The following is a 20,295-nucleotide window of genomic DNA, read 5'->3' as shown; positions in this document are numbered from 1 at the left end:
AATAACTTTTATAGAATGATTTGGGTCAAAAGAACAGCAGCGAATCATATTACTTAGCATAATCTTCCTAGCAATACTTTAAACAGTTTATCACACAACCTTTACCAAATCAGTATGAAGCACGATCTTCTTTCTCCCCAAATGAAAGGAAACCCACTAAACTAAAAATCAGGCATCGGAGTCCTGATCTTGAAAGTACATTTTCATTTTTTAGTAAAACTTAATTGCTCTTATCCATAACGTTTTGAAAAAATTATGACGGATGCCAAAGTCACCACTTATTCGAGAAATATCTATCCCTTCCCCCTTATTTTTTCCTATGGGGTAAACTATACTGTAGGGTATGATTGAAGTTTGGGAGGTACAAGAATGTCTAATGATCAGTGGATTTTAATTATTGACGATGAAGAAGATTTGGCACGTCTCATGGAGACCGTTTTACATAAAGAAGGTATCCCGAATATTGTTACGGCTGGAACAGTTGCGGATGGCTGGTCAAAGTTTCAGGAGATCAATCCTGCACTTGTGCTGCTAGATATTATGCTGCCAGATGGTGAAGGCTATGATTTATGCAAGCAAATTCGTGAGGTGTCGAATGTTCCCGTTTTATTTTTGTCGGCAAAGGATGAGGAAATTGATAAGCTTTTAGGGTTGGCGATAGGCGGGGATGATTATATCACCAAACCATTCAGTCCGAAAGAAGTAGCATATCGAATAAAGGCACATTTGAGGCGTGCTGGCTTTTCGGATGAAAAAGCTGTTCCGAAAAATTTGCAAGTTGGTCCTTTTGAGCTTAGTGCAAATGAAAATGAAGTGAAAAAGGATGGCAATACGATTGAGCTCACAGCCAAAGAAATCGGTCTGATGAGCTGTTTTATGCATCACCCGAATCAGATCTTAAGCAAAGAAACTTTGTTCGAACATGTGTGGGGCGATGATTTCTTTGGCTCTGATAATACAGTGATGGTACATATTCGCCGTTTACGCGAAAAAATCGAGGCAGATCCTTCAAAACCTTCGTTTTTAATAACTGTTAAAGGGCTTGGTTATAAATTACAAACCAAGGGGTGAAACAAGATGAAGTGGAAATTGACACGGCGCTTTTTAGTATCCGTTGTGGCAATAGTTGTAATCGTAGGGATTGTAAATACAATTTTACTCTTAAGCTTACTCTTTTATCGGGCCATGCATAATTTCGGGACTGAAGAAGCATCTGCAGAAAACTTTAGCAGAACATTTTCACAATATGTAGAACTAAAAGATAACAAACCAATTGTAAATGAAGAAGGACTAGAAAAACTGCAGGAGAATAACGCCTGGATACAATTTTTGAATAATAAGGGTGAGCAAGTGGCTGCCTTTTATACTCCTCCAAAATTGCAAACCATGTATTCCCCTGTTGAAATCGTCCAAATGTATAAGTATAAAGAAGTTGATGCAGAGACGACTGTTTTTGCAGGAGCGGCCCATGATTTCAGCTATTTTGTAGGCGTTAAGGATCAGAAAATAGGTCGCTATGTCCTGACCTATGATTATGAAAAAGTTTTTAAAAACTTTAAAGTGTTCCTTTTACTGTTTTTAATTGTGGATATCATTATTGCAATCGTCATTGGATTCTTATTTGGTAAAAGGTTAACGAGTCCGCTTAACATATTAATAGAAGGAATTCAGCAGCTCCGGGAGAAGCGCTTTAAAAGGATGAGCATACCAAAAGGTGTTTATGAAGATGTGTTTCGCAATATGAATGAACTATCGGTAAAGTTAGATCAATATGAGAAAGAACGTGATCAACTCGACCAAATGCGTGAGGAATGGATTAGCAATGTTTCTCATGACATGAAGACACCACTCGCTTCAATCCATGGTTATACAGAATTGATGAAGGATAACGCCACTGATTTAACATCACAGGAACTGTATGAGTATACGTCCATTATTAATAGACAGTCCATTTATATGCAAGATTTGTTGGATGATCTAAATTTAACGATGCGTTTACGCAATCAACGACTCCCTTTGCAATTTGAAGATGTAGATATCGTTGGGTTTATACGAGAAATGACGATCGAGCTTTTAAATGATTCACAATTTGGTGATCGCCAGGTTGAATTCGAGGCAAATGTGGATAAGGCAACACATCAAGTGGATAAAAAATTACTGAAACGGGCTATATTTAACTTTATCTACAATGCACTCGTGCATAACGAAGAAAATGTCGTTGTTAAAATACAAATTGATGATATTCATCTACGATCAGAACTTCATACCCAAATTACCATTGCCGATAATGGCCGAGGTATTCCCCCTAAAGATATAGAACAGGTTTTTGAACGATACTATCGAGGTACGAATACAGCCAGTGCACATGGGACTGGTTTAGGAATGGCTATTGCAAGAGATATTATTCTGGCTCATAATGGGAAACTTAATTTGACTAGCGTTGAAAATGAAGGAACCACCATTACTCTACTTTTATAATTATTTTTCTTACAGAGAAAGGACTGTCCTTCACTTACAGACAGCCCTTCTTTCCTATTTTATTTTGTTTGTGCCTTTTTTGGAATTTCCTCAAATTTCACTTCATCATATGACGAAACTTCATCACCATTTTTCACGTACATCTTTAAGTAAGCATCTTTTCGAAGATTTTTTTGTGCGGTGAATTCAAGTGGTATCATTTCACCATCTGCATTTTTGGCGTCCAGTTTATAAGAATAATAAGTCATGACTGAACCATCATCCAGTTTGGTTTCATGCTGTACCCCATCCTCTGTAACTTGCAAATAATAATTGTCGGCATTCATGCGGTTAAAGTCTATTTTATTAAGCGCGAAGACTCCCGCCGCTCCCAGTATTAACAAAATACCAACTACCATAAAAAATTTCTTCATTCCGATCATCCTTCTGTTTTATTATTTTGTGTGATAATACGATTATAGGAAGCTACCGTTAAGATATAATACAGCCCATAGATAACCGTATAAGCAATCATCCAGATCAACACAGGTTTTGCTAGGTCCATCATCAATAAGCCCGAGAAGGCTTTTAAAGCGATTGCACTGTGTAATAACCCCACTGCCAGTGGAACGAAAAAGATTACGAATACTTGTGAGGCAATGGACTTCCTCATTTCTTTTGCGTTAACGCCCATTTTATGAAGCATATTATATTGTGATTTATCTTCCTCAGCTTCAGTTAGAACTTTAAAGTAAATGATACTGCCTGTAGCAGCTAAAAAAACCAAACCCAGAAAACTTCCGATAAAGAGCAATGAGCCTACACCTTCGATGCTTGTTTGGAAATCTCTAGGTGCACTAGAAAATAGCGCTTCTTCAGGTATTTGTTTTGCAATTTTTTCAGATAAATCCGTGGAAGCTTGATCCATTCCAATAACACGATAATTTAGGTGTTCGCCTTCTGTTTGCAATGCTTTAAATTGATCATTTGATACAACCACTGTAATGCCTGCTGTTCCGGCATTTAAAACTGTTTGTGTTTTATAGCTTTGGAATGTGATTGCCTTGCTGTTTTCTGTCTTAATGGTCTTGTCCTTGTATTTAGGTGAGAATCTTTTGTCATATCCAATATCTAAAATGACTGCATTGTCATCATTCACAAGCAGTGCTTCCTTACCTTGTACTTCTGCTAATTCGTTATATGTTTTTTCGTCGATAACTGTATAAACTCTTTTTTCCGAGCTATCGAATGCTGATGCCGTGTTTAATTCTTTCGTATTAAATGGGACAGATAGTGCTACGATATTTTTATCGTACATGGTATCTGGCAATACAGCGCTGACTTGTTGATCGATTTTTTCATCCGTTTGCTGATACATGAAGGTATTCGGATCAGCGGTCATAACTTGGTCATTTGCGTTGTAATAAAGACCATAAACCGCACCGCCAGCCGTTACCGTTGTAGCACTTAACACCGCAATTACGGTCAATGTACGTGCATTACCCCGAATGCGATATAGCAGTTGCGAAATCGTCATTAAATGAAGGCCTTTCCATAGCCATTTTTCATTTTTCTTAATCATGGCCAACACAAAGCCTGTCACGCTATGAAACAATAAAAACGTACCGGCAATTACTGTTGTCAAAATAGTGAGTGCCGTAATTAAAAAGCCGGCTTTTTCCCACACTTTAGAAGTAAAAAGGTCTTGCATCGCCAACCAATAACCAATGACAATCAGGGAAACTCCCAAAATGGCTACAATCATTGATGGCTTCCGAGCCGCTTCCCCTTTTTTCGATGCATGGAAGAGATCAATTAGTTTAAATTGATATATTAAACGATAGCCTTGGAATGATGTCACCAAGAAAATAATAAGAAATACGATAGAGGTGTTCAAAGCTGCAGATCCCGAAAATGTAAATGGAGCTATGACATCATAACCCATTAAATAAATCAAAATCGTCATGAATCCTTTTGAACAAAGGAATCCAAGTAAAATCCCCACAACTAATGAAACCAAACCTAGTAATAAGTTTTCAAAGAAGAGCATAAACCCTATTTGACGATTACGTACGCCAAGCAATGCGTATAATGCCACTTCTTTTTTACGTTTTTTCATAAAGAATGAATTTGAATAGGCAATAAAAATGGCAACGAAGAAAATCAGGATGACTGCCGCACCACTCATCAATGAACCTAATTTTTGTGATGAAGCCGTTTGTTCTGCAATCGTGTCGCTATATTTTAATGTTACAAATGTGAAGTATATGATAATGCTAAAAACCATGGATGCGATATATAAAAAATATTGGGAGAGGTTTCGTGCAATATTTTTTCTCGCTAGACTAAATAACGTCATCTACCTCACCTCCAATTGTTGCAAGGACATCCAAAATCTCTTGGAAGAAAGCTTTACGTGTTCGGCCACGACGATAAATTTCTGTTGAAAGCGTTCCATCCTTGATGAAAATAATACGACGGCAGAAGCTTGCGGCATATGCATCATGTGTCACCAACATGATGGTGGAATTATTATTTTCATTCAATTCACTTAAGCTTTCCAGCAGGCCTGTCGCCGATTTTGAGTCAAGCGCACCCGTTGGCTCATCTGCAAGGATCAATGCTGGCTCTGTCACAAGCGCCCTGGCTGCAGCTGTTCTTTGCTTTTGGCCACCGGAGATTTGGTATGGATATTTAGCTAGTAAACCTTCAATCCCGAATACTTTAGCAATCCGATTCACTAAGATATTAATTTCTTTCGCTGGAATTTTCGCAATCGCCAGTGGTAATAATATATTTTCCTTCACAGTCAATGAGTCGAGCAAATTGTAGTCTTGGAAGATAAAACCAAGGTTATCACGTCTGAAATCTGTTAATTCGGCTCCCTTCATATCGTGAATGCTCGTATCATTCATATATATTTCCCCCTCTGTTGGAGAGTCAATAGTTGCTAACATATTAAGCAAAGTCGATTTCCCCGCTCCAGAAGGTCCCATGATACCTACAAATTCTCCTTCATGAATGTCAAAAGATATATTTTCTAACGCTGTGTAGGAAGCGCTTGATTTACCATAAGTTTTTTTAATATTTTCTACTTTTAATAATGGTTCCATGTATTTCACCTCTTCAATATTGTTGATACTTATACTTTACATGCTCATCCTTACAGCATAATTATGCCAACCTTACAGCAAGCTTAAATCTATAAAAAAAACGCCTTCCAATTAAATAGGAAGACGTTTTTTATGGATTTGTCAAAAGTAAAAGTACTGAATAAATACGAAATCAGGTTCTTTATCATTTAACTTTGCTTCAATATCCTGCGGTCGATTACGAAATTCCCAAATGGGATGAATGAAACGATGAAGATCATCGCCATTTTAAAAAAGGACCATTTTGATTTAATGCTCACATAGAGCAGTAATAGCCCAAACACGACAAATAAGAAACCATGGATGCTGCCTAAAATGAGTGTTACTTCCCCAATATCCAATAAGTACTTAATGGGCATACCAATAGCAAGCAATAGAACATATGAGATCCCCTCAATTATTGTAATAAACCGAAACCATCCAATAGCTGTAGAAAACATTCGCACATCCCCTTATCCATTGTACACAAACGACACACAAACAGACTTCCAGCTTCTTAATCCCAATCCAAAATCTGTTCCTCTATCATATTATATTACTGGCAGATCCACTAATAAAAAGTTCCAGGATCCGTTTGCCTAAAAATAGAACAGCAAAAGCCCAATCCAAGGATTGGGCCCTTTAAATATCTTACTTATTCAACGTAATTGAAATTTACTTAAAGGGTTCAAGAACGTTCAATTCCGAAACCAATTCGCTCCCTCATCCATATGCACGAAGGGGATATCCGTATCAATTACACCTTTGATTCGTTCTAAATCAACATCTTCCCCATCGAGCCATTTCGCAAAATCTATTGAAGTCGGCTCCTGGTTCCCTCCCAAGGCAATCCAAGCTTTCATCTCCTTAGGTAAATAAGCGGATGTATGAATCGTTCCTGCCCAGCTGCTATATAAATCCGAGAAGACACCTCGATCGGTATCATTAAACAACCTGTAAGCATCGTAGGCAGATGAAAGTCTCCCTTCATGATCTTGGATGATCTCCAATCGGCGTTTCGAATCGATAAGATGGTTACGGTTCTCATTTTTCATGATTTCAAAGTGATTGGTACAGGCATTTGACGTGCGCACCTCTACATTTCTCGGAGAGGTTTCCACGATATAGGTACTTCCGCTTTTATCATAGACGACGTAAGTGAAGGAATGACGATGCGGGATTTCCTTCAACATCGCGACCGCTTCCTGTACGTTCGCACACGATTCAACAATCAGTCTGCCAATCATGCAGCAAATGAAACCATCACCAGGGTTCTTGCGGTTCATGAAATTATAGCCTATCACCAAACCTTTTTCATTCATCCCATCCATCCGGCCAGTCCCTCGCTGACTCGGGCCTATGCTTGAATACCCTTGATCGGTTGGCTGGAATAAAACATAGCGTCCTTCATATGTCTTTGGGTGGTAATCATAATTGCGAATCAGATAATCATCGCCAGTCATGATGGAGCAGCCCGACCGAACATAATCCAATCGATATCCACCGAACTCTTGCAGCACGCGGTCAATTGGCCATTTCAACGCTTCTTGCAACCCCAGTAATTCTTCCCAAACTCCAGGGGCGAATTGTGTAATTGCGTTCTTGACCTCTTCTTCCTCAACCGTAAATCGCGGCTGCCTAATCTTCCACTGATCTTCACGATTTTTCACCGTAAGTGAATCTTTTAATTCCTTCCCTTGCATGTACCCAAACTCATAATGTGTACCCCGAAATTGTATGACATCACTATATATTTGCTTCACGGCTTATCCCTCATTTACTATAGTCGCTATTCAAATTAAGGATACTTGAAGTATTGTTGAAAATAAAGAAGATAAGCCTTAAATTTATCAATCAACTCACCACCCCATACCTCCCTCATAATCTGTAACTAGACATATTTATAAGGGTAGACGGATCATGGGGATGAATGAAATTACCGGCACTCCATTGGATTTATGTTGTATTTATTGCATTGATAATCGGGTTTATAAACAAGGAATACCCGGTTAAAAATTTAAATACATAAATAAAGAGAATCCAATATAGTACTGGATTCTGAAATAGATTGAATTAGGTAAAATTATTGTAAATGGTTTTGTTGTTGTCCCATTTGGCCATATTGCTGATTGCTCATTTGTTGTTGACCTTGTTGGTGACCTTGCTGTTGACCTTGTTGACCTTGTTGACCTTGCTGTTGACCCAATTGGTTAAATTGCTGTTGTGCTTGACCTACTACTTGATTGATCTGGTTAAGCGCTTGAGTTGTTTGTGCATATTGAAGACATTGGTTTAAAGATTGGATTGCTTGTTGAATGGACTGTTGTAATTGTTGATCAGTTTGTTGCAGTTGGTTTTGTGCTTGGCTAGCAAATTGCTGGATTTGTTCCATTAATTGATTTTGTTGTTGATTTTGCTGTTGATTTTGTTGTCCTGTTTGTTGCCCTGAAATATCCCTCATTGGCTAATGCCATTCCATATTTTTTTGTTTGTTCCTTACTGCCTGATACAAAAGCACCTCCGTGTATCCACATGATAACGGGGAGTGGTTTATTCATATTTTTGGGATAATAAATATCTAAAATACTATTATCCATTCCATGCTTATCATAAGTTAAATCTTTTTCGACATGAACCTGTTCTTTAATGATCTCCATGTTTTTAGGAGATGCAAAAGAATCTGCTTCGAAAAGCTGCTTGATCATAAAGGTATTAAGTACCGGTGTGAATTTCCCTATTATTAATACAAGGATAATTGGAATGATCATGATAGAGATCGGAATCATCCATCGTTTTTTCTTATAAAATTTGGTCGTTGTTATCAATTGCGTCAACCCTTCTTTATCTTTCTAATTAAACATGAAAATCTGTATAGAGATCCATTCTTTCAAAAAAACTATTTGGAGCATTTTTTTGCTTCATATTCTTTATATCAAAGGTAAATTTTTCGTACCGTTATGAGTCAATGTTTAATCATATCCCCAAACATACTGGCTGATAATAATAATAATAACAACCAATGATAATTGTTCCCCATTAACTTTAGAGACTTTAGCTGCTCCAATTTGAGCCTTACATGATAATATATATGATTTCAATAAATAGTGTCTAGCCCATTAATAACCAGCTTAAAAACCAAAGTCGCATTATAGCTTAGATAGAAAAAAAGGACCCAAAAGTGTCTGAAATCATTTCATCTTTAAAATCTGGATATAATCCATAATTCTAGAGTCATGATCTGAACACTTTTGGGTCATATTCTTTTTACATTAATTATTCCTAATCCGAGTTCACAAACAATTGCATATACCTAAATCAGAATTTCACAACGACTTCTTAGTAAATACTCTTGAATGATTTTTAATACAATATCTTGGTTTTGCTTTAAATAGAAATGATCTCCCTTTAATATATGCAATCCTTCAATATGTTCAATGTATTCATTCCAGCTTTCCATACTTTCCTTCGTCACGGAATCCTCTGAGCCCAATAGCAAAACTGCTTTATTTTCCACCTTTTTTTTGCGTTTATTTTCATCGTGGTAGTTGGCTAAAACATTTAAATCCGATTGTATTATCGGCAGGAATAATGTCATGAAATCTTCCGTTTCTAAGAGCTCCTTGTTCGTTCCCCCGATTTTTTTCAGTGATTGTTTTAAATTATTTGAATTAGAACAATCGATTTGACCTACTTTATAATCTGGGGACGATTTACTTGAAATGAATAAATGCTCTACTTTATTGCCATATCTCTCTTCTAATTTTGCCGCAATTTCATAGGCTACTATCGCACCCATGCTATGTCCAAACAAAGAGATGTTTTCCAATGATTGAATTTGATATTTCGTTTCCATTTCTTCCATTAGGCTATCCGTCAGATCAGCCATATGATCACGCAATGGTTCACTATATTTACTGCCATGTCCAGGGTATTCCAGCGGGACTACCTCTATCACATCGTCATCAAATTTCCACTCTCTATAAAAAGATGCACTTCCCCCAGCATAAGGGAAACAAAAAAGTGTTTTCTTCAGTCCTTTCATCCCCCTTCTCCAGTTCAATAAAGATTATTTCAACATGAACTTCATAAAGCTTTCCACATACCTTGAATCAATTTCCGGCATTTTCATTGATAGCCATTCCATATCCTTCTTGGTTTTGGATTGAAGGATTTCCGACTCTTTTAATTTTGTTGATTCATCAATTAACTGGGACAAAGCACTTAATGAATGAATCTCATTAGATTGTGTCTTTTCCTTTAAAGATTGTAACCATTCTTGCAAATCCATATTGGAGTAAGGTATATTATTTTTTTCGAAGAAGGAGGTCACGAATTCACTTGAAACCCTCTGATCATTGAACATGTGATAGATTCCGAGTTTCTGATTCTCATTCAATCTTGATATTTTATACATAAACTCACTTACAAAGTCGACTGGCATCAATTCAAAATGAATTTCCTCTTTAAATGGCAATATCCTTTGTTCAATAAATGATTCAAAAACCTTGTACAGCATATCCTTCTCATTCCAAACCCCGTTTAGTGAATTAGATGAAATCCTGCCTAATCGAAAAATATCGATTGTCAGTCCATATTCCCTTGCTTGAAGAAGCAGTTTCTCTGCTACCCATTTGGACTGGCTGTACCCGATCATTAAATCGGGGGAGTAAACCAATTCGTCTTCCTCATCCCATTTCCTTTCGCCGGTCAAGACAGAAAGCGTTGACGCATAATAGATGTTTTTCCGAGTGTATGATGAAGCAAACTTAATGATCTCCACTACACCATCCACATTTGAAACCTTTGATTTACTATACGGCTCGAAGAAGTTCGTTTCGGCACCGACATGATATACATGGGAAACATCATTGCTTAATTTCTCATATGTAATATCATCCAAACCGAATTGATGTTTACTAAAATCCCCTTCAATTACAACGATTCGACTTTCGAACTCATCCTGCCAAAGACCATATTTCATTAAAGTATCTTTCAATCTATTTCTTGAAGGAAATCTAACCAAACAATATATTTTGACATGTTCCAATTCCCGTAACAATTTGTTTAATAGATGGGCTCCTAAAAACCCTGTTCCACCAGTAATCATCATATTCTTTTCAAATTTAACTGGTTTAGTGCATATTTTCCTTATTTTCTCCATAAGCGATCGATCGAGTGTGGAGTCCTTCTCCATCACAGCTTCCATACTGCCAGATGAATCAATTTCAAGTGCACCAACAAATTTATTCACTGTATTATTTTCCAATAAAATCTGTAAAGTAGCTTCAGGAAGTACAGTTTCCTTCATTATATAGACCAGTTTGGTAGCTAAAATGGAATGGCCTCCATTTTCAAAGAAGTTGTCGTCTAATCCTAAACTTTGATTTCCTAATATATTTCTCCAAATCTCCAATACTTCTTTTTTCTTTCCATATTCTTGATCGGCTAAAAAAGTCTTATTTTGCATGATATCCATTTCCAATAATTTCGCTTTATCCACTTTACCGTTGGCATTAAGCGGAAAATCATCCACTCTGACAAAAAAGTGTGGAATCATATAATTCGGCAATTCATTGCCCAGATAATCTTTAATATCCTTTTCAGCATTTTTCGCGTTTTCATCCTTATGTTTGTAATACGCGATAACATAATTCTCATCATTGATGTTTTTAACTGCTACTACTGAACTTTCAACCTTCATGTACTTATCAAGCTTATCTTGAATTTCATTCAGTTCTATTCTAAAGCCGCGAATTTTCACTTGACTGTCTTTTCGTCCTTTGTAAAGGATCTCACCATTATTTAACCGGATGCCATGATCACCTGTTTTATACCACTTCGTTTGATTCAAATCATCTATGATCAAAGCTTGTTGTGTTAATTGTGGCTGATTTAAATAGCCTCTCATGACCCCTTGACCGCCAATGTGGATTTCACCTATTTCACCATCGCCTACCTCAACTTGTTCTTCAGATAAAATCCTGATTTCGACATTGGTCAATGGCTTTCCAATAGGAATAACATCTACATCCTTAGCTTCAACTTCATGACAAATGGCAAAGGTTGTGCATTCAGTTGGTCCATACCCATTAATTAAGGAAAAATGACCGATTGTCTGCTTCAATCTTTTGACATGGGAAATCGAGATTTTATCTCCGCCAACCACAATTTTCTTTAATCCTTCAAAAATTAATGGATCCTCATCAACCATTGCATTGAAAAGACCTGTCGTAAAAAAAGCTACATCCACCTTTCCAATCGATATGGCTTCTTTCCAATCATCAAAAGAAGTGAACTCATTCGTCATCAGGAATAATGTTGCTCCATTTAATAACGCTCCCCATATCTCAAAAGTTGCGGCGTCAAAGCAAGGGTTGGAAAATTGAGCCACTCTATTATTTTCGTTTATTTCAAGTATTTCAGAGTTCAATACTAAATTGACTACGCTTCTTTGTTCTATCATTACGCCTTTTGGTTTTCCAGTCGTTCCAGATGTATAAATAACATACGCTAGACCATTCTCTGAAGAACGGTTCACAGGAGTGTGCCCTTCCCTGCTCAGTTCTTTAATCTCAAATGGAATTGGTTCAATATCCAATTCACTGAGCTTCCCTTCATGATCATTAAATGATAAGAAGAACTCCATATCCGTATCCTCAAGCATATATTCCAATCTTTTTAATGGGTACTTTTCATCTATTGGAACATAGCAACAGCCAGACTTTATAATGGCAAGCATCCCTATGATCAGTTCAATGGACCTTTTGCTTGGAATCCCGATCATTGTTTCTTCTTGAATTCCCAAATCAATGATCCTTTTGGCAAGATTATCTGAGAGAATATCTAATTCTTTATATGTTATTTGCCGTTCATTTTCATAAAGTGCCGCTTTTGATTGATTATCGCCCGCCATTTTTTTAAAAGCTTCAGTTATTGACATCAATTTATTCGTCGTCATCGATTTACTTATCATCGGGCCCCAACTTTCAAGTGATTTATTAATTTACCAATAGATAGTGTTTCATCTTTTGTTAGATTTAAGAATATTTCTTGCATGGAATCCATAAAACTTAAAATTTCATTTTCATCGAATTTATTGTTTTTATAAATGATTTTATAATGCAACTTTGATTGCACTACAGCTGCAGAGAACGTAAGATCGAAATTAGTTGATTCACTTCCAACTGAACTTTCAATCATGATTGGCGAATCATCTGCCTGTTCTGCGCTCGGATAATTTTCGAATACAAATATATGTTGAAATAAATCCCTATCCCATGGAATTTCAGCGTATCGCTTTATATCCGTAAGTGAACTGAACTCATACTCTCTCATTTGTAATTGCTTGTTTTGAATAGCGGTGAAATAGGATTGTAAATCATCCTCCCAATCGATTTTCAAAGAGAATGGAAGAGTATTGATCAATAAGCCTACAGCTGATTCGATATGCGGAATGCTGAGGTTCCTTCCTGAGCTTGTCACCCCATAACATACTGAGTTGCTTTCACTAAGGTAAGATAGAACGATTCCCCAAACTCCTTGAACAACGGTATTAATTGTTTTTCTATGCCGCTTGGATAACTCTATCAATTCTTCAGTAAGCTCTTCAGGTAAGCTATATTCAATAACTTTATCCGATGTAAAAGCTTCCTTATCCGTTTTCTTACTCACCAGTGCTTTTACTTGTTCGAAATCGCTCAACTCTTTGTTCCAGAAAGCTGCTTCTTCCTGTTTATTAATATTTCTTACATGGTTCATGACTTGTTTATAAGCATACTTATGTTCATCACTGTCTTTTAACGTACTGGATGGATTTCGATAATTATCCAAAAAATGATTAATGACGATTTGCAGGCTCCAGCCATCTATTAAAGCATGATGATGTGTCCAGATGAATTTAAAACGATGATCCGATAGCTGAATTAAGGTGATGTTCATGAGCGGCCCATTCTCTAAATCCGTTTGTCTGCTCCTGCTTTGTTCTAATAGATTTTCTATCTTGGATTCTGACTCGTCTACACTGAACATCGTTAGATTCACATGATTAAACACATAATAAATATCATTGAGTATGATTTGATAACGGTCCCCCAATTGATTGCGCCTGAAAACCGATCTTAGGACGTCGTATTTTCTGCAAGTATCATTCCAGGCTTCTTCTAATTTATCCAGATCAAGATCGCCTATTAAGTCGATGGATAGCTGCGAGATATATTCAGGACTTTGAGTTACTTCGCTATGGAATAACATCCCTTCTTGAAGTGATGTCACTGGGTAAATCTCTTCAATGTTATTAAACTTATTAATGAAATGCTTAATTGTACTTCCATCAACTATTTCCTCTGATTCAAAATCCGTTTCGATAATAGAGTCATTCAAATCTGCACTTCCGCTTAAAACTTTGTTTAATTGTGCTTCAACTTCTTTACATATCATTTGGAAGCTTTCATTGTTGCTATCCCCGATAATATTCAGCATGAGTCTATTGTTTACGATGCTAGCGACAAAATTGAGTTTATATGGAAATTTGTATTTCAAATCGATATTGCTGCTATTGGTTTGCTCCATATCACCTGTATTATTAAACTGACCTAGATAGTTGTAACTCACAAGGCTTTCTGGATAACGATAATCCCGAGTGGAAATATACTTTAGGATTCCAAAGTCAAACCCTTTGTTCGGCACACTTCTTATTATGTTCTTCGTATTTCTCAGTGTAGATCCCAAAGACGCCCTTCCTTCAATCCTTACTGGATAGATGGAGGTGAACCACCCTACCGTCCTTGAAAGATCAACGCCTTCCTCAATATCCTCTCGACCATGTCCTTCTAAATCGAGCCAAAATTCATTGATTCCCATACGATTGGAAAACACCTGGGCGATAACTGATAATAAAACTTCATCAATCGTCGTTTTATGTTTTCTTAATGTATTTTTAATGAGGTTTTGTGTTTGATCCTCATCCACTTCTATTTTGTACATGTTTTCAAAATCACACGTTTCTCCTAAGCTTTTCGTTAGCGGAGAAACGGGAGTATTCATTTCCTTTTCCCAATATTGAACGGCTTCTTCCGATAGGTCAGTGTTCTGATATTCGTTTAGTTTCTCGGACCATTGTTTATAAGAAGTCGTTTTTAAAGGAAGTGATAGTTCTTGTTCATTCTTCATCTGCTGATAACATCTTTCGAAATGTTCAAGAAGTATCCTCCATGAAACACCATCAACTATGAGGTGATGAATCACCCAAAAGATCCTTACCTCCCTTTGATCCCTGAATAGAAGAAACTTCATCATGGGGCCATTGTGTATGTTTAAACTTTGTTGGGCGTTTTCTTCTAGCTCCTTAATTTCCTTCAAACTATTTTCATCTTTAAAACTTGAAACATTAAACTCATAAAAACCGCATGCTGTATCAGCATTCCCAATATTCCCTATATATGAATCACCATGTTTTTCAAATAATGTCCTTAATACGTCGTGCTGATCAATTAATTTCATGATGATTTTTTTAAATTGTTCAGTTGATAATGTATTATCCTTCATTAATACTACGGACTGATTCCAATGATGGATATTCTCATGATTTTCATTAAAAAACCATGATTGAATAGGCGTTAACGGGACATAACCTGATATTGTTTCTTGAACCACTTGGTTTTGCTCCAATTCATTCACAATATTCCCCAACTCGCGGACCGTTTGGTATTCAAATAAATCTTTAGGAGTTATAAATAAATCTTTTTCTTTTGCAGCAGAGCATATTTGAATACTGATGATTGAATCACCGCCACATTCAAAGAAGTTATCATCCGGGCCTATAGTGGGATCATTTAAAACGTTTCTCCATATTGTCAGAAGCGCTGTTTCAGTTTTGGACAATTCTTGCACATCCAGCACTTTTCCCTTCCACTCGTCCATCTGTTCCGTCCATTTCGGCAGGGATTTCCGATCAACTTTCCCATTCGGCGTCAAAGGAAATTTATCCAGTTGCATAAAATGAGCAGGAATCATGAATGCAGGCAGTGTTTCTTTCAATCGTCTTCTGATTGATTCTATCGAAACCACATCACTCACCGTATAATAAGCAATTAGCCTTTTATTCTCAAATTCATCTTCCAATACCGTTACATAACTATCCTTAATTTCTTCCATCTTTCGTAAGGAAACATTAACCTCCGATAGTTCAACCCGGTATCCTCTTATTTTCACTTGATCGTCCGCTCTGCCTATATAGACTAATTCCCCAGCTTTGTTATGCTTAACTAAATCCCCGGTTCTATATACTTTTTCTGCAGGGTTGAATGGATTGGCTATGAACTTTTCATTTGTCAGGCTCTCATTATTCAAATATCCCCTTGCTAACCCAATTCCTCCAACGTATAGTTCACCAACCGATCCTGCCGGAACTAGTTTCCGGTTTTCATCCAAAACAAGTACAACTGTGTTAGTCAGAGGCTTCCCAATTGAAACAACGAATTCATTCGCTACCTCTTCATTCGGAGGAAATAGTTTAAAACTTGTACACACCGAATATTCTGTAGGCCCATAGGCATTAAAAAACGATATATGTTTAAACTTTGAAACGAGCTCAAATGGACATTCAGAACCTGCAGATCCCAGTACTTTAATACTGTTCAATTCCGTGATTGGCAGTTCCTTCAACACGGCAGGCGGTAAAATGATATGGGAAATTCCTTCTCCCTTAATTTGTTCAACAAGTTTACTCATGTCAAATTGATTTTCTTTATCCACACTTATATGCAGTTCGGCACCAAATAAAAGTGAGCTGAAAACCTCAATGACGGATGAATCAAAATTAAATGTAGCGAATTGCAACACTCTAGCTGATGTGTCTAAGCACATCATTTTATTTTGGTTATACACTAAGTTAATGATTCCTCTATGTTCTAACATGACTCCTTTTGGTCTGCCTGTCGTTCCCGAAGTATAAATGACATACGCTAGATTTCTCTGATCCGGAATGTGAAGATTGGCGTCCATTAACAGATCTGATTCTTCTTCAATATCTTCAAAATATATTATTTTAGCTGAATCGATCAATTCATTCACACCGAATTCTTTGTGACTCAAACAATAGGAAATGGACGAATCTTGAACCATATAGCTTAATCGCTCATTAGGATAATGAGGATCCAATGGAACATACGCAGCTCCAGCTTTAATTACTGCCAACATCCCGGTAACCATATCAATTGATCGATTCACATAAATTCCGATTCTTTCTTCTGTAGAAATTCCCCTGCTTATTAAATGGCGTGAAAGACGATTGCTCTTATGATTCAATTCGCGATATGTAATGGTTCTGGGACCATCAACAATGGCTATCTTATCAGGAAATCGCTCAACAATTTTATAGAATGCTTCTGGGATTGTATCATCGATCCCCTCAAACTGAACGGTTTCTCCCTGCCATTCTTCCAATAATACTTTCTCCTGCTTCTTACTCACTACAGATACTTGGTCAATGTATCGTTCAGGCTCGTATGTAATTGTCCGAATCCACTCCAAGAAATTTTCACCTAATAATCGAATGGTTTGTTCATTGAAAATACCTGAATTATACTCAAAAGCGAATAAAAGTTTATCTTCATATTCTTCCACAGCTAAACTCAAATCGAATTTTGCTACCTTTGATTTTATTACTTCAGGCGTTATCTTTATGTATTCACTTTCAAATGCAGCTTTAGCATTATTTTGTAAAATGAAGACGGTTTGAAATAAAGAAGTGGTTACTAAATTTCTTTCAGGGTTAATGATTTCAACAATTTTCTCCAATGTCATTTGCTGATGATCATAGATTTCAATGATATGACTTGTATTTCTTTGAAGAATCTCTTCAAATGTTTCCTCGAGTCCCAGCTTTAATCTAAATGGCAGTGTATTGACAAAATAACCTATCGATTTCTCTGTTCCTTCAATCATTCGATTCGCCAAAGGACTTCCGACAATGATATCGTTTTGACCTGTATATTTTGCTAGAAAAGACTGGTACATCGTTAGAAGTGTCATGAATAATGTCGAGTTTTTTTCAAGGGACATCCGCTTTAAACCTTGGAGCTCTTCCCTTGTTAGTTCCACTATAAAACTACTGCCATCGTTGCGATTTTCATTTGTACGCATAGTATCTAAAGGAAGCTCCAATTTAGGTAATTCCCCAGATAAGTTTGTTTCCCAAAATAGCGTTTCTTCTTTAATGTTACTTTCCAACCAGCTTTTTTGCTCAATGGCAAAATCCTTATATTGTGTAAAGTCGTTTCCAAGGTTAGGTTCCTTTTCATTCACTTCACTGTCATAAAATGATAACCATTCATCTAAAAATATACTCACTGACCATCCATCAAAAACAAAATGGTGAAGATTCACAAATAAAACAGACTCATTTTCACTCAATTTAACAAGTTTCAATGTCAAGAGAGGACCTTTTTCAAGTTCAAAGATTTCCGATTGGACGTCGTCTTCAATTTGTAGCATACGGGTCGTTTGCTGTTCTGCCTTTAATTCAGAGAGGTCCATTTCATTTATTTTAATGTACAAATCTTCCTTAACTTCTTGATAGCCTTTACCGCCCTTTTCATGCACGATGGTCCTTAAGATTTCATGTCTATCAATGACATGGTTGACGGATTTTTCCAGGAGTGAAGTATCCACTTTGCCAGTAATTTTATATTTCTGAGGAATGTTATAATTGGTTGTTTTACCATTGAGTTTTTCGTTGAACCACAAAGCCTCTTGGTTACTGGATAAAACATGATTTTCTGTTTGGATTTCTTTGTGCTCACTGTCAGTATTTGAAATTCGAGTCATGATGAAGGCCGTCAACGAATCGATCGTTGAATTTTGAAAAATATTTTTCAAAGTTAGAATTTGGTTGTATTCTTTATTTAACTTTGTCAATAACTTCATGGCTAATATCGAGTGTCCGCCCATTTCAAAAAAATCGGCATCTTTTTCGATTTGACTTGTTGATAAGACTTCCAAAAATGTCTTTTCTACAAATGATGAAACTAATTGCGTTTCATCTTTAGGAGATGTAATCACTTCTGGAAAGATCTTATGACTTAGCAATTTTAATGTGGGATTTTCAAACAAATCAGTCAATTTTATATTCGCATCAAGTCTTTTATTCACCTTAGATACCAATTTCATAGCTGTTATCGAATGCCCGCCCAATTGAAAGAAATCACCATTAATCTCAGTATTCAAGAAAAACTCTTGCCATATTTCTTTAAGTTCTTGATTAACCGATGCCGAAGTGATCGAATGGTCACTTGTTGCATGAAAGCCATTACCTACATTATTCTTTAGTTTTGAAAAATCAACATCGACATATATTTCGTCAATTTGCTGTGCTTTTGTAATTTGATGGGCAATCTGCATGAAGGCTTTTTGGATATCATTAACTAGTGAACGCTCTATGAAGCAGCGATTAAAATACAATTTGCATTTAATGGTTTCTTTATTATCCTGGGCTTGTAATGATAACGGAAAGCTATGTGATTCTTTTCCACCTTCAACTTCCCAGTTGATACTATTGCCTTCATTTTTAGCTTCCGGATAATTCTCATAAACAAATAACGTTTCGAAAATGGGATCTTCCTTCTTTAATTTCGTATGCCTTTTGATATCCACTAAAGAAATTTGAGAGTGTTCCAGCATATTGTTTAATGTTTCCTGGAACCGTTTCAGTAAATCAGTAACGCTGTCAGTATCGTTTATTTCAGCTATCATTGGAATCGTATTAATGAGCAGACCAACAATTTCTTCTGATTTGAATAAGTTATTCGACCTGCCAGAGCTTACAATTCCAAAGACTATTCGATTATGATTGGACATTTCCTTTAGCACGATGGACCATATTAACTGCAATAATACATTAATCGTTACATGGTTTTTAGCGGCAAATTCTCTTAAAAGCTCACTCTGTTTTTTATCCAGCTCCCAAAATAGATCATTTTCCTGCTGGTTTTCCTTCACAGATTTCAGCACGGGGAATGTGATTGTCGGCTGCTCAATATCCTTTGCTAGCTCTTTCCAAAAACGATTTAGATCTTCCGCATCGATTTTATTCATATACCGGATAAAATCTCCATATTGCTTTGGCTTTTCAATAAGCCGTTTGGAGTCTTTTCCTACAATTCGGCTGTAAGTTACAAAGAGTTCATCGATGACTATGCTGGTACTCCAGCCATCCAAAATTATATGGTGATGAGTCCAAATCAAGATATACTGATTTTCTTCAATTCTCACTAACTGGAGTTTCATCAAATTGGAGTTATTCACATCCATCTCCTGGGATTTTGATGTCACTCTCTGAATTTCATTTAATTGATCATGTTTACTCAACTCTGTCATATCGATTATTTCTGGTTGATAGTCCATTGCATTGAATACAACCTGAACATTATTTTCAATATTTTTAGAGATGACCTTCATTCTTAATGCTTCATGACGTTCTACAACCTGACTCCACGCCTGGAATAATGCATTTACCTCAAGAGCGCCCGTTATCCTGATTCGCATTTGAGAAATGTAAAGGTTCTCTGCTGTATTGTTCATCTCCAGTTCGTAGAGGATTCCTTCTTGAAGCGGAGTTAATGAGTAGATATTCTGAATAGATTTCTCCAATTTAGCGCCTCCCGATTCCATTATCGTTGTGTTCCATCCTATCTACTGACTTCTTCATTCT

Annotated in this window: 12 protein-coding genes; 2 read left to right on the top strand and 10 right to left on the bottom strand. The window is 36.6% G+C overall.

What is annotated here, in order from left to right; translation table 11 throughout:
* Positions 1 to 369: 369 nt before the first annotated feature.
* The gene (locus ACFX4L_RS08715) at positions 370 to 1,071 is read left to right on the top strand and encodes a response regulator transcription factor (protein ID WP_125161858.1); all 702 of its coding nucleotides are present in this window, start codon (positions 370 to 372) and stop codon (positions 1,069 to 1,071) included.
* A 6-nt stretch (positions 1,072 to 1,077) separates the two neighbouring features.
* Positions 1,078 to 2,478, top strand: coding sequence for a sensor histidine kinase (locus tag ACFX4L_RS08710; protein ID WP_377383545.1), 1,401 nt, complete (start codon positions 1,078 to 1,080; stop codon positions 2,476 to 2,478).
* Positions 2,479 to 2,537: 59 nt separating this feature from the next.
* Here the strand turns inward: ACFX4L_RS08710 and ACFX4L_RS08705 are convergent, their stop codons facing one another.
* From ACFX4L_RS08705 to ACFX4L_RS08660, 10 genes are all read right to left on the bottom strand, one after another.
* Positions 2,538 to 2,891 (bottom strand): YxeA family protein, encoded by a 354-nt coding sequence (locus ACFX4L_RS08705; protein WP_125161860.1) that lies wholly within the window; start codon positions 2,889 to 2,891, stop codon positions 2,538 to 2,540.
* Between the two features lie 5 nt (positions 2,892 to 2,896).
* Complete coding sequence (locus ACFX4L_RS08700; protein ID WP_377383548.1) at positions 2,897 to 4,816, bottom strand: ABC transporter permease; 1,920 nt, start codon at positions 4,814 to 4,816, stop codon at positions 2,897 to 2,899.
* Complete coding sequence (locus tag ACFX4L_RS08695) at positions 4,803 to 5,570, bottom strand: ABC transporter ATP-binding protein (RefSeq protein ID WP_377383551.1); 768 nt, start codon at positions 5,568 to 5,570, stop codon at positions 4,803 to 4,805. The genes ACFX4L_RS08700 and ACFX4L_RS08695 overlap by 14 nt, the downstream gene beginning before the upstream one ends.
* A gap of 188 nt (positions 5,571 to 5,758) precedes the next feature.
* Positions 5,759 to 6,049, bottom strand: coding sequence for a DUF3817 domain-containing protein (locus ACFX4L_RS08690; protein ID WP_125161863.1), 291 nt, complete (start codon positions 6,047 to 6,049; stop codon positions 5,759 to 5,761).
* A 237-nt stretch (positions 6,050 to 6,286) separates the two neighbouring features.
* Positions 6,287 to 7,351: a C45 family autoproteolytic acyltransferase/hydrolase gene (locus ACFX4L_RS08685; protein WP_377383555.1), complete on the bottom strand. Its 1,065-nt coding sequence runs from the start codon at positions 7,349 to 7,351 to the stop codon at positions 6,287 to 6,289.
* Positions 7,352 to 7,671: 320 nt separating this feature from the next.
* Entirely contained in the window at positions 7,672 to 7,980 is a 309-nt protein-coding gene (locus tag ACFX4L_RS08680) for a hypothetical protein (protein ID WP_377404778.1), read from the bottom strand.
* Positions 7,955 to 8,413: a carboxylesterase family protein gene (locus ACFX4L_RS08675; RefSeq protein WP_377404775.1), complete on the bottom strand. Its 459-nt coding sequence runs from the start codon at positions 8,411 to 8,413 to the stop codon at positions 7,955 to 7,957. The genes ACFX4L_RS08680 and ACFX4L_RS08675 overlap by 26 nt, the downstream gene beginning before the upstream one ends.
* A 485-nt stretch (positions 8,414 to 8,898) precedes the next feature.
* Complete coding sequence (locus ACFX4L_RS08670) at positions 8,899 to 9,630, bottom strand: thioesterase II family protein (RefSeq protein ID WP_377383563.1); 732 nt, start codon at positions 9,628 to 9,630, stop codon at positions 8,899 to 8,901.
* Between the two features lie 24 nt (positions 9,631 to 9,654).
* Positions 9,655 to 12,561, bottom strand: coding sequence for a non-ribosomal peptide synthetase (locus ACFX4L_RS08665; protein WP_377404771.1), 2,907 nt, complete (start codon positions 12,559 to 12,561; stop codon positions 9,655 to 9,657).
* Positions 12,558 to 20,234, bottom strand: coding sequence for an amino acid adenylation domain-containing protein (locus tag ACFX4L_RS08660; protein ID WP_377404768.1), 7,677 nt, complete (start codon positions 20,232 to 20,234; stop codon positions 12,558 to 12,560). Before ACFX4L_RS08660 ends, ACFX4L_RS08665 begins: the two co-directional genes overlap by 4 nt.
* Positions 20,235 to 20,295: the final 61 nt, after the last annotated feature.

This window comes from Peribacillus sp. YIM B13482, assembly GCF_042787975.1.
Classification (GTDB): Bacteria; Bacillota; Bacilli; order Bacillales; family DSM-1321; genus Peribacillus; species Peribacillus simplex_A.
This window is presented reverse-complemented; position numbering and strand designations above follow the sequence as displayed.